Origin of the sequence: Lentibacillus songyuanensis, from assembly GCF_039548255.1 — a bacterium.
GTDB classification, from domain to species: domain Bacteria; phylum Bacillota; class Bacilli; order Bacillales; family Amphibacillaceae; genus Lentibacillus_C; species Lentibacillus_C songyuanensis.
In genome coordinates, this window is the sequence record NZ_JBCLVH010000029.1 from 19,060 (window position 1) to 31,577 (window position 12,518).

Sequence of the window (12,518 nt, forward strand, 5' to 3'; positions counted from 1 at the left end):
GATGGAACATACCGAAATAGTAACACGATATATTGCAAATTTTGTTGATGAATTGGTAGCAAGTGGCTTAACGGAGGTGGTGATTTCTCCTGGATCTCGTTCTACACCGCTTGCTATGACCATCATGGAACATCCAAAAATGAATCAATGGATCGTTTTAGATGAACGATCTGCTGCTTTTTTTGCCTTGGGAATGGCCAAAAAAAAGCAACGGCCGGTAGCTATCGTTTGTACTTCTGGAACGGCGGCAGCTAATTATTTCCCTGCAGTTGTGGAGGCGCATTACAGCAGAGTGCCATTAGTTGTACTCACAGCGGATCGTCCGCATGAATTGCGGGATGTTGGAGCGCCACAGGCAATCGAACAGGTGAAGTTATACGGGGATTATGTCAAATGGTTTAATGAAATGGCGTTACCGGAAGCGACTCAAACGATGCTTGCCTATGTCCGCGGTAAAGCCTCCCGTGCCGTACATCTGGCAATGGAGGGGAATAGTGGCCCGGTCCATTTGAATTTTCCATTACGGGAACCGCTTATTCCTGATTTCACAATTGAAGATTTGTGGGGAGAGCAGGCATCCACACATTATTATCCGACCTTAGACGGGGCAAAACGATTGCATCGTGAACAGGTTGCGACGGTATATAAAAAATTGATGCGTAAAGAGAAAGGTATCATTGTTTGTGGGCCACAAGATCGCGGCGATGTCCCGGCAGCGATCACGAAACTTGCGCAAGTGCTGCAGGTTCCTGTTTTAGCGGATCCGCTATCAGGAATGCGGTCAGGTGCACATGATAAGGTGCACGTAATCGAAGGATATGATGCATTTTTACGAAGCGAACAGATCCGCAAACAGCTTAAGCCCGACTATATCATTCGTTTTGGGGCGATGCCAGTCTCAAAACCGTATTTATTTTATGTGAAAGAGCACCGGGATGTGGAACAATGGATTGTGGAGGAGCATACTGGGTATCGGGAGCCAGCAGGAAATAAGACCGAATTTATTTATGCTGATCCAGCCTTGCTTTGTGATGACTTAACCCAAATTGCTTCGGAAAAAGCGCATGATACCTCATGGTTTACCCAATGGGAACAGATGAATCAGATAACTAGAAATCACTTGGATGTAGCGGCTCTGCCAGAAGAACAGGCCCTTACAGAGGGAGAGGCTGTACGTTGTCTATTTACAGCGTTGCCAGAGGCGAGCACGGTGTATGTGGGAAACAGCATGGCCATTCGCGATGTGGACACATTTTTCCTAACCACCGAAAAAAATCTGCATGTTTTGGGAAATCGTGGCGCAAATGGAATTGATGGCATGGTTTCCAGTGGACTCGGAGCTGCAACAGATGGTTCACCGACAACATTGCTACTTGGCGATTTATCCTTCTTTCATGATATGAATGGGCTTCTTGCTGCCAAACAATATAAATTGAACATGACGATTTTATTAATTAATAATAATGGTGGCGGAATTTTTTCCTACTTGCCACAAGCGGATCATCAGGATCATTTTGAGGCGTTATTTGGTACACCATCTAATCTTTCGTTTCATCATGCCATTGAGATGTATGGAGGCCATTATGAGCTGGCAGTAAATCAGACCCAATTACGCAAGGCCCTTGATAAAAGTTACAAGGAACAAGGCTTATCAGTGATTGAAGTACAAACAGATCGGGAATATAATAAGCAGTGGCACCGTCAAAAATGGCAAGCCATTGAAGCAGAAATTGTCAACAATAAGGAATGATCACGTGTATTTTTCCATCAATGATGCAACGTATTGGTATGAATTACATGGAAAAGGTCCGGCAGTTGTATTGCTGCATGGATTTACTGGCAGTTCAACTACCTGGAACCCTTTTATTAGAAGCTTTGCACCATCATTTCAGGTGATCACAATTGATTTACCTGGTCATGGCAAAACGAACATGAAAACGCCCTGGTCGATGGAGGCATGCTGTAAGGACTTGCGAGATCTATTTACCTATCTGGGGTTAACAAAGATTCATCTTGTCGGGTATTCAATGGGCGGTCGTACAGCCTTATCTTTTGCGATGCTCTATCCGGAATACGTGCAATCCATCGTGTTGGAAAGTGCCTCCCCAGGGCTGGAAACAGAAGAAGAACGAAACGCACGAATCGTCCACGATGAAAAGCTGGCCGAAAAAGTGGAACAAGAAGGAGTCACGAGCTTTGTTGACTTTTGGGAAGATGTCCCGCTTTTTCAGACGCAAAAAAAATTGCCCCTCGAAGTAAGACAAATCATCCGGGATGAACGGCTTGCACAAACAGCACCAGGCTTAGCTGGTTCTCTTCGTTACATGGGAACAGGCTCACAGCCCTCATGGTGGGAACTTCTGTCCACTGTCTCCATACCAGTATTATTAATGGTTGGTGCATTGGATGAGAAGTTTTTGCGAATAAATCAGCGGATGATACAACACCTGAAAAACCCGCGTTTTATTGAGGTTGAAAACGCGGGCCATGCAATTCACGTGGAACAATCCAGTTTTTTTGGTAAAATGGTTATGGAGTTTTTGTTAACTACTATTCGTTGCCAACTACATAGCAACAATACTAAAGGAGGAGAATGATGACAGTACAATGGGAACAAGCTAAAGAGTACAAGGAAATTATCTATGAAAAATACAATGGGGTTGCAAAGGTAACGATGAATCGCCCACGCGTGCATAATGCGTTTACGCCATTAACGGTGAACGAAATGATTGATGCGTTCGCGGATGCTCGTGATGATTCATCCATTGGGGTAATTGTTTTAACGGGTGCAGGTGATAAGGCGTTCTGTTCTGGTGGTGACCAGACTGTTCGCGGTCATGGAGGCTATGTTGGGGAGGATCAGGTTCCACGCTTAAATGTGCTTGATCTGCAACGGTTGATGCGTACCATCCCTAAACCGGTTATTGCTATGGTAGCTGGATATGCCATTGGCGGTGGACATGTCCTGCATGTATGCTGTGATTTAACGATTGCTGCGGATAATGCCAGATTTGGCCAAACCGGTCCAAAGGTAGGCAGCTTTGATGCAGGTTATGGTGCTGGTTTGCTTGCCGAAATGGTCGGACAAAAACGTGCCAGAGAAATTTGGTATTTATGTCGTCAATATAATGCGGAAGAAGCTTATGAAATGGGCATGGTTAACAAGGTTGTACCATTGGAAGAATTGGAAAATGAAACATTGCAGTGGTGTAAAGAAATTCTTGAAAAGTCACCAACCGCATTACGTTTCTTGAAAGCATCATTCAATGCTGCAACTGATGGCTTAGCTGGGTTACAGCAAATGGGCGGAGATGCAACCCTTCTTTATTATACAACCGACGAAGCAAAAGAAGGACGCGATGCATTTAAAGAAAAAAGGAAGCCGGATTGGGATCAATTCCCGCGTTTTCCTTGATCCTGAAACTAGAGAAGAATGCAAAAACCTTTGCTGCACAGGCAAAGGTTTTTGCTGCTAAGTTACTATAACAGGAAAGGCCAGTGTCGTTGTCCACGCTGGGCAAGTTTGCTGTGCTTTTCCTGCAAAAGGTGGTTAACAACATGACAGAAGTTATCCCGCACTGGCTAACGAAACAGGCTGATTTAGTGCCTGAAGGAACAGCGATTGAGCACATTAATGGAGATACGGTAACTTTTCGGCAATTAAAGGAACGCAGTCAACAGTTTGCAAGGAAATTGGCACATATCGGGGTGCAGCAAGGGTCTCATATAGCTATTTTATCGAACAATCACCCTTCTATGGTTGTTACGATCCATGCATTGAGCTATCTTGGCGCCGTTTCGGTCATGCTTAATACCCGCTTAACAGCGGATGAATTGCAATATCAGATAAACGATGCTGACGTTGCCCTTATTTTAACGAATGATGATCCTTATCTAATGGAAACGGGGAAGGGCTTTTCTGTACCGGTTAAAACATTTGTGGAGGTAGCAGAGGAACCGGAAACGGCCGTGGATCTTGTGGAGGAATTGCGGTTGGATGATACGTTCACGATTATTTATACATCAGGCACAACCGGTTTCCCGAAAGGTGTGATGCATACATATGGTAATCATTGGTGGAGTGCGATTGGTTCGGTTTTAAATCTGGGGTTACAGGCCAACGATAAGTGGCTTTGTGCATTGCCGATTTTTCATGTAAGTGGATTGTCCATTTTTATAAAGAGTGTCATCTATGGGATGCCCGTCTACTTGCTGGAAAAATTTGAAGAAAGCATTGTGCACGATGCAATTATGAACCGGGGAGTAACAGCCGTTTCGGTCGTCACCATCATGCTGCAGCGTTTAATAAAGATGCTCGATACGGAGACCTATCCGGCAACATTCCGTTGTATGCTGCTTGGTGGTGGCCCGGCTCCGAAGCCATTATTGGAAAAAGCAAAGTCTTCTAAGGTTCCGGTATTTCAATCGTATGGAATGACGGAAACTTCCTCACAAATTGTGACGCTTAGTCCGAATGACGCACTGAACAAGATTGGCTCTGCCGGAAAGCCTTTAGTTCCGGCACAATTACAAATTGCACACACGAATGACAGTACTGTCGGTGAAATTCTCGTCAAAGGACCAATGGTTACACATGGATATTTTAATCAGACCCAAGCTACCAAAAAGGCGATTCACGATGGCTGGCTTGCAACCGGTGATTTAGGCTATCTGGATGATGACGGGTTTTTATATGTTGTAGATAGAAGAAACGACTTAATTATTTCCGGGGGCGAAAACATTTATCCATCAGAAGTAGAGAGTGTTCTTTCCGGTATGGATGCTATCAGTGAAATTGGCGTCGTTGGAAAATTGGATGCCAACTGGGGACAGGTTCCTGTGGCATTTGTCGTTGCAGATGGCACCGTTACTGCGAGTGATATCACAAAATACGCCGAGCAGCACTTGGCCAAATATAAACATCCGGCAGCGATTTACTTTGTGAAGGCTTTACCTAGAAACGCATCGAATAAACTGGTTCGCAATGAGTTAGTAACATGGATAGAGCAAGGAAAATACGAATCGGTTCAAACAAATGAATAAAGACATCACAAAATAGTCCATAAATCTTTTTTGCGAAGATTTATGGACTATTTTTTATGGGTCAAAAGCGCTTGATCCTGATGTGCACTACCCTGGGGTAAACGGAATGAAGCATAAAAGTTTCATAGGTAAAACATTTTCTTGATCTGGCAATACATGAAAACAGGTCAATGAAGCCACATTATGGACAGGAGGTGTTTGCGGTATGGAAAAAAAGACGTTTTATATTAACATGGGAAGCCAGGAAATTTCACAGATGAAATATGGAAATAATGAAGAGTTGGTTATCTATGCTACTGAAAACGAGGCCAATGAATTGCGCAGGAAAATGACCGAGATGGACGATGCAAATTTCCGTGCGTTTTTTCGGGCGCATGTTCCGATTATGCCATATCATCACGATCAACCAAATGATGATTATGATAGCGGGATGACGGATGCGTTTCAAATGATTTATGACCTTGGCAGTGAAGAGACGAGGAAGCATATTACAGATATGGGGATTTTGACGGATCGTCCTTTATAAAATGGTGCGACGAATCGAACCCTAGCAAACATTAATTTACTTGCCGAACAGGCTCTGGCTTTATGATGATAGCTAGGGCCTTTGTTATTTTTGTCAACCGGGAATAAAGGTTGTTTATTTTTTCCGTGAAACAGGAATATAATTACTAGACGAATTCGTTGTTATGCAGATAACGGGAAAAAGCTCTTCATCATAGTGGAAAATTCAATTATAGATACAAGCTAAAGGAGTGACGACGATGAATCATAAATATGTAATGAAACTGGTCTATGCACTTATCTTGATGCTGCCATTATTATTTGTCCTGGAGGCCAGTGAACCGGGGACGGCATCAGCAGAAGATGCAGATCACCAATCTATCCAGACGGAAATAAATACAGAAAATGGACAGTCAACAGAGCTTACGAAGGATATGGTAAAAGAAAAAACGCGTCAATTCATGGAAATACTTGTTCAGGACATTGACCAGAATAATAAAGTAAAACATGTTACCAGTAAGAAAGAATTGATTCAATCCTTCAACAACATTGCCTCTTATGAAATAGCAAAAACGTTTGTCGATACGTATTATGAGGAACGGGATGATGGTTTATACGTGATCCCAACGGAAACTCCAGCATGGGTAGATGAAAATAATAACCTTCATATGGTACAATTAGAGGACAATCAGGTGAAAGCTGTGCAGCATAATCACTCGGATTTACATGGCTGGTACACGATTGAGGTTGAATTCACCTATGACAGCGACTGGATAATAACAGGCGTTAGTTATTCCGAATAATATTTGACGAAATGAAGGCAGTTGAAGGCATGAATATGTTTAGAGATTACTACAACAATGAAGTCAAACTTTCTTTTGCAAACCACCCCTTTTCAAGCGATCCAAAGCATGTATGGGTTATCTGCAAATGGAAAGATGATTGGCTACTGACGGATCATAAAGACCGCGGGTATGAATTTCCCGGCGGAAAGGTGGAAAAAGGAGAAACAGCCAAGCAGGCAGCTATTCGTGAAGTCATGGAGGAAACTGGCGGGGCGGTAGAAAAAATAACGTATATCGGGCAATATTTTGTTGATGGAAAAGCCGATTCGATCGTGAAAAATGTTTATTTTGCCCGGATCAAGGAATTAAATCAGCAGCGTACGTACTATGAAACAAATGGTCCGGTTTTGCTGCAACGCATTCCTAACGACGTGAAGCATAATGGTCGGTTTAGTTTCATTATGAAGGATGATGTGTTACCCAGCTGCCTCAACTATTTGCAGAAAAACAAGAACGCTCTATAGTGGCATGGAAAGTAGCGCCATATGTTAAGCGCGCTACTTTACTAACGCCATTATCCGGTATGCTTGATAAGCCACCTTTCTATTCGTTCTACGACTTTATACATAATACCGGCAACAATAGCAATGACAATTAAACTGGACATAACCAGGGTGAAATCGAATACCTGGAAGCCATAGACGATTAAATACCCCAAACCTTGCTTGGAAACAAGAAACTCTCCAACGATGACCCCGACCCATGACAGCCCGACGTTAACCTTAAGTGTCGAAATCATAATTGGCATGGTAGCTGGGAAGACTGCTTCTTTGAAACATTGCCAGCGGCTGGCACCGAAGCTTTTTAATACTTTTTCATAATTTGGATCCACTTCCCTAAACCCTGAGTAGACAACAAGTGCTGTAATTACTACGGAAATAATTGCTCCCATGGCAATAATTGATACATATCCTGGTCCAAGTGCAACGATAATAATAGGTCCAAGCGCAACCTTTGGCATCGCGTTTAGAATGACTAAATAAGGATCCATGATGTTGGATAAACGCAGTGATGTCCAGAGAATGCTTGCGATAAGTATGCCAATTAATGTCCCTAAAATAAAACCAAGCACTGTTTCAGTCAAGGTCGCCTGGATATGGGGAAGAATGGATCCATCCGCAAACTTCCCGATAAGTTGATGCACGATCTTGGATGGAGAACTGAATAAAAGTGGGTCGATCCAATAAAATCGGCTGGCCACTTCCCACAGGGCAAAAAATCCGACGAGAATAAGGAGCTGCCATGTGAAAACGATTTTCTTCTCGCGCTTTAATTTGTTTTTATATGCGGTAAACGTAAGCTGATCAGATTTTGCCTGCATGGTTTTCAAGCACCACCCTTTCCTTCTCAGCTGTTTCTCCTTGGTTTAGCGCCTCCCAAATGCTATCAAACAATGGCTGGTATTTAGGATGCCTGCGTACAAAGAATGGCTGCTCGTTACGTAACTCGATGGGCACTTCGAATACATTGGCAACCGCACCCGGATTTGATTTCATTAAGAGGATTCGATCGCTCATGGAAATGGCTTCCCCAATGTCATGAGTTACCAAGACAGCAGTTTTCTTGTAGGATTTTAACAGGTCAGAAACGATATCCTCCAGCTTTAACTTCGTTTGATAGTCAAGTGCAGAAAATGGTTCATCCAGCAGTAAAATTTTCGGATCGGTTATCAACGTTCGAACGAGAGCAACGCGTTGACGCATCCCGCCAGACAGGGAACTTGGATAGGACTCAGCGACATCCGTTAAGCCAACTTCATCTAATAGTTCCAGAGCTTTTTTTGTTGTTTCATTCGTTTTATCATGACGAATCTTCGGTCCAATTAAGACGTTTTCAATAATTGTTTTCCATGGAAATAAGTAATCCTGTTGCAGCATATAACCAATGGCCATTGACGATTCACGCAGTGGCTTACCCTCTAATAATACATCCCCAGCCGTTTGCTTAATAATGCCGGAAATAATTGATAAGAGGGTTGATTTTCCACAGCCACTAGGGCCGAGGAGTGCAACAAATTCACCCTCCTTCATGGAAAACGAAATATCATCCAGTGCTTTCGTGTAGCTTTTCTTTGAAAAATAAAGATGTGAGACATGTTCCAGCGTAAGAAATGACACGACTATTCCCTCCTTACTTACCAATCGCATCCTTTGCAAACGAATTATCCACTAGTTCCTCATAAGGGACGTCATCCGGAAGTTCCCCTGCTTCATTCATAATGTCTTTTAAATTATTCCATGCATCTTCTTCTAACATGGGGTCGGTGGCATAGGAGCCCTGGTTTTTATATCGTTCAACGGATGAAGCGATCATTTCCAAATCTGTGTCCTCAAAATATGGTTCAATCACTTTAGCAACGTCCTCTGGATTGTGATCCTCCACCCATTGCTGTGCCTTGTAGATGGCATTGGTAAAGCGTTGCGTAGTTTCATCATCGTCCTTTAAGAAGCTTTCCTTGGCCATGAATACGGTATATGGAACATTTCCAGATTCCTCGCCAAACGAGCCGATGATATGACCTTTTCCTTCTTTTTCAAAAATACTTGCTGTTGGTTCAAATAATTGCACATATTCTGCATCTCCTGATACAAAAGCTCCAGGTATGTTAGCGAATTCTACATTTTGCAGTAAATTTAAATCACCATGTGGATCAATATCATGCTGTTTTAACACGTATTCCCCAACCATTTGCGGCATACCGCCTTTACGTTGGCCTAAAAAGGTGCTATCGCGTAATTCATCCCAGGAAAAATCGGGATGTTCCCCTTTGGCGACTAAAAATGTTCCATCCGTTTGGGTCAATTGTGCAAAATTTACCGCATAATCTTTTGAGTCTTGACCATAGACGTATATGGATGTTTCCGAGCCGACAAGGGCGACATCGATTCCATCGGATAATAGTGCGGTCATCGTTTTATCTCCGCCCCAAGTTGTTTGCAGATCAACATCCAATCCTTCATCCGCAAAAAAACCCTTTTCAATCGCCACATATTGCGGGGCATAAAATATTGATCTAGTAACCTCACCTAATTTGATGGATGTCTGTTCGTTTTTCGCATTGGAACTACATGCTGAAACAAGAACAATTAGGATACATGAAAGAAGCATACAGTAAACCATTTTTTTCATCCGTATCGTCCTTTCCAGTTTAAATGGGGTATTTCAAAATAGTGTATGTTTTTGAGGAAAATGTGTGAATGCCTAGGGGATAAGAAAAACATTGAAAGGTGAGTAGTCACTATTTACATAATCTGCGACGTAACTTGAAGTTATGTTCGGTGCTCTGGCGATCGCTGCGGAAAAACACTACGCTTTCCGCGGGTGGCTGGTGAGCCTCCTCGTGCTGACGCACTCCGGGGTCTCACCTATGCCATTCCTCCCGCAGGAGTCTCCGTGTTTTTCCTTCGCTAGGGTTGGCGCTACCTATAATTATATGCGCCCATCTCTTAACTATATAATAAGTGGGGCATTGGATCGAAGGATAGTTGATTATTGCTAAGAACAACAAAATGTCTGAAGGTCTAACAGTACAATTCCGGGGGAAAGACGCTGCATTCAACTGTTGGCATATTATGCGTGTATTATCCTACAGGTATAGTTTTGTGACAACAGAAATCTTTAGCTGAATAAATGCCAATAATCTTTTAGTAAGCAGCATACTAGTCCGGGTGAGGGAAGGGCGGTGACTCCTGTGGGGACAGCACAAGTCCGAAGCCCCCGCAGCGTGGTTATCGAGGAAGGCCGGCTAAGAACGGGCTTGTCGCCCAACGTTGGCATACCCCTGTTGCAGGGGCAAGGGGGCTGAGGCCGTGCCCCACGGAAAGCATCCGCCCTCCCCTCACCCGGACGGCGGTACCAGCACTCGTATTTGGAAATCAACAACTTCTTACCCCGCAGTTTATAAAGAAAGTGTCATCAAAAACAATTGTCACTACGTCGCATTTTCTATCAACTGCGAAGATCAACCCATTGCTTGACAAAAGCAACAATCTATTAGGAACGTCCTTAATTAACGAAGATATAACGTTCATAAGCGGTTTAATAACTAATCAGAAACAACAGCTTAAGCAAGTATTCATTCTCACTCGATAAACACCTCATCCAGAGCTCTGTCTCTCAAAAAAAACCGTCCTCCATTGATGGAGAACGGCTATCAGCAAGTGCTGATCAATTGCTTTTCGATTTTATACTGCAGTACCTAACCAATACCACAGCATTTCCTTGCCTATTACAAATCCGTGTAGGATGAGGAAACAATTCATTTGTACTACTAGTCTTCCGGTTTATATAATGGTCCTGCTTGAATAATTGCATCACTTGCTTCCGTGAATTTGCGGAAATTATGATGGAACTTCATCGCAAGTTCTTTAGCTGCTTTATCATAGGCAGCCGGATCAGCCCACGTATTTCTTGGAACAAGAACGTCATCGGGTACGCCCGGAACATGCATTGGCATTTCTAAACCAAAAATGTTATCTTTTACGGTTTCAACTGTATTTAGTTCGCCTTCTAATGCAGAATGGACCATGGCTCTGGTGTATGACAGCTTCATCCGTTTACCCACACCGTATGATCCGCCAGTCCAACCGGTATTGATTAAGAAAACATTTGACTGGAACTGATCGATTTTATCACCAAGCATTTCGGCATACGTTGATGGTGCTAACGGCAAGAAAGGGGAGCCAAAGCATGCCGAGAAGGTTGCTTGTGGTTCGGTTACACCTCGTTCCGTACCAGCAAGTTTACTCGTATAGCCACTAAGAAAATGATACATGGCCTGTTCCTTGGTCAATTTGCTGATCGGTGGTAAAGTACCAGAAGCATCAGCGGTTAAAAAAATAATCGTATTGGGATGACCAGCGACACTAGGTGTAACGATATTATCAATGTTTTCCAGCGGATACGCTGCCCGTGTGTTTTCGGTTAAAATGGTGTTATCATAATCTGGTATGCGGGATTCAGCATCAACCATTACATTTTCAAGAACGGAACCAAACCGAATGGCATCATAAATTTGTGGTTCCTTCTCTTTGGAAAGGTTAATACATTTCGCATAACATCCGCCTTCAATGTTAAAAACTCCATTTGAACTCCAACCATGCTCATCATCACCAATTAATCGGCGATATGGATCGGCAGACAGGGTAGTTTTTCCTGTGCCGGAAAGCCCGAAGAACAAGGCAACATCACCTTCTTGCCCAACATTTGCTGAGCAATGCATCGATAGAACATCCTTTTGCGGGAGTAAATAATTCATGACGGAAAAAATGGATTTTTTTATTTCTCCAGCATACTCCGTTCCACCAATCAAAATGATGCGTCGCTTAAATGATACCAAAATAAATGTCTCGGAATTTGTGCCATCGACCGCTGGATCAGCTTTATAGCTAGGAGCGGATACAACGGTGAATTCTGCCAGGTGAGAGGCAAGCTCTTCATCAGTTGGTGTGATAAATAACTGTCTGGTAAATAAATTATGCCAAGCGTACTCGGTTACGACCTGAATAGGTAAGCGATATTTCTTATCCGCTCCGGCAAATCCTTTAAAGGAATATAGTTCGTCTTGTTCTTTCAAATGAACAATAACTTTTTCATATAACCGTTCAAATTTATCTTCATCAATCGCTTGGTTCACAAGTCCCCAGTCAATAAGTTTTTCACAAATGTCATCTTTAACAATAAATTTATCCTTAGGAGAACGTCCTGTATATTTACCGGTTGTTGCTCTTACAGCACCGGTTTCAGTCAAGATACCTTCGCGTCTGGCCAGAATTCTTTCAACAAGGCGCGGTACGGACAGGTTGTGTTGGATATTTCCTTGTGCCAATAATTCATCAGCTAGTGTGGATCGTTCCATCGATTTCATAGGACACCTTCCTTTGATGCATTTTATTTACTCACTGTATGTCTTTTCCTTAATTCTGATTAATAGTATAACACATTAAAATAATTAGTCCATACTAATATATTAAATTTCTTGAAAAAGTTGAATGGCTAGAAGAAAAAGGTGGAAATACCTACAGTGACACGGTATAATCCCAAACATTTAAGCATGAAATCAGCGTATATTTCTAAGCTTTTTATAAGTTCAAGTGGTTATGTTATGTACTACTCCTGAACCATTCA

The 12,518-nt window shown here is 42.8% G+C and carries 11 protein-coding genes; 7 read left to right on the forward strand and 4 right to left on the reverse strand.

Going from position 1 to position 12,518, the window contains the following annotated elements; all coding sequences use genetic code 11:
* Position 1 precedes the first annotated feature (1 nt).
* From menD to ytkD, 7 genes are all read left to right on the forward strand, one after another.
* Positions 2-1,750, forward strand: coding sequence for a 2-succinyl-5-enolpyruvyl-6-hydroxy-3-cyclohexene-1-carboxylic-acid synthase (gene menD, locus WMZ97_RS19485; protein WP_343273765.1), 1,749 nt, complete (start codon positions 2-4; stop codon positions 1,748-1,750).
* A 4-nt stretch (positions 1,751-1,754) separates the two neighbouring features.
* Positions 1,755-2,597 (forward strand): 2-succinyl-6-hydroxy-2,4-cyclohexadiene-1-carboxylate synthase, encoded by an 843-nt coding sequence (gene menH / locus WMZ97_RS19490; protein ID WP_343273766.1) that lies wholly within the window; start codon positions 1,755-1,757, stop codon positions 2,595-2,597.
* A complete protein-coding gene (gene menB, locus WMZ97_RS19495; RefSeq protein WP_343273790.1) occupies positions 2,597-3,415 on the forward strand; it encodes a 1,4-dihydroxy-2-naphthoyl-CoA synthase in 819 nt (272 codons plus the stop codon). The genes menH and menB overlap by 1 nt, the downstream gene beginning before the upstream one ends.
* Positions 3,416-3,558: 143 nt before the next feature.
* Complete coding sequence (locus WMZ97_RS19500) at positions 3,559-5,043, forward strand: o-succinylbenzoate--CoA ligase (protein WP_343273767.1); 1,485 nt, start codon at positions 3,559-3,561, stop codon at positions 5,041-5,043.
* Positions 5,044-5,248: 205 nt separating this feature from the next.
* Complete coding sequence (locus WMZ97_RS19505) at positions 5,249-5,569, forward strand: hydrolase (protein WP_343273768.1); 321 nt, start codon at positions 5,249-5,251, stop codon at positions 5,567-5,569.
* Between the two features lie 238 nt (positions 5,570-5,807).
* Positions 5,808-6,350 carry a hypothetical protein gene (locus tag WMZ97_RS19510; RefSeq protein WP_343273769.1) on the forward strand — a complete coding sequence of 181 codons (543 nt, stop codon included), beginning with the start codon at positions 5,808-5,810 and terminating at the stop codon, positions 6,348-6,350.
* A 29-nt stretch (positions 6,351-6,379) separates the two neighbouring features.
* Positions 6,380-6,856, forward strand: a complete 477-nt coding sequence (gene ytkD / locus WMZ97_RS19515; protein WP_343273770.1) for an RNA deprotection pyrophosphohydrolase — start codon at positions 6,380-6,382, stop codon at positions 6,854-6,856.
* Positions 6,857-6,906: 50 nt separating this feature from the next.
* Here the strand turns inward: ytkD and WMZ97_RS19520 are convergent, their stop codons facing one another.
* The 4 genes from WMZ97_RS19520 to pckA form a co-directional block, all read right to left on the reverse strand.
* Positions 6,907-7,713, reverse strand: a complete 807-nt coding sequence (locus WMZ97_RS19520) for an ABC transporter permease (protein WP_343273771.1) — start codon at positions 7,711-7,713, stop codon at positions 6,907-6,909.
* Positions 7,697-8,509, reverse strand: a complete 813-nt coding sequence (locus WMZ97_RS19525; RefSeq protein ID WP_343273772.1) for an ABC transporter ATP-binding protein — start codon at positions 8,507-8,509, stop codon at positions 7,697-7,699. Before WMZ97_RS19525 ends, WMZ97_RS19520 begins: the two co-directional genes overlap by 17 nt.
* A gap of 13 nt (positions 8,510-8,522) precedes the next feature.
* The gene (locus tag WMZ97_RS19530) at positions 8,523-9,521 is read right to left on the reverse strand and encodes an ABC transporter substrate-binding protein (RefSeq protein WP_343273773.1); all 999 of its coding nucleotides are present in this window, start codon (positions 9,519-9,521) and stop codon (positions 8,523-8,525) included.
* A 1,141-nt stretch (positions 9,522-10,662) separates the two neighbouring features.
* The gene (gene pckA, locus WMZ97_RS19535; protein WP_343273774.1) at positions 10,663-12,258 is read right to left on the reverse strand and encodes a phosphoenolpyruvate carboxykinase (ATP); all 1,596 of its coding nucleotides are present in this window, start codon (positions 12,256-12,258) and stop codon (positions 10,663-10,665) included.
* Between the last annotated feature and the right edge of the window lie 260 nt (positions 12,259-12,518).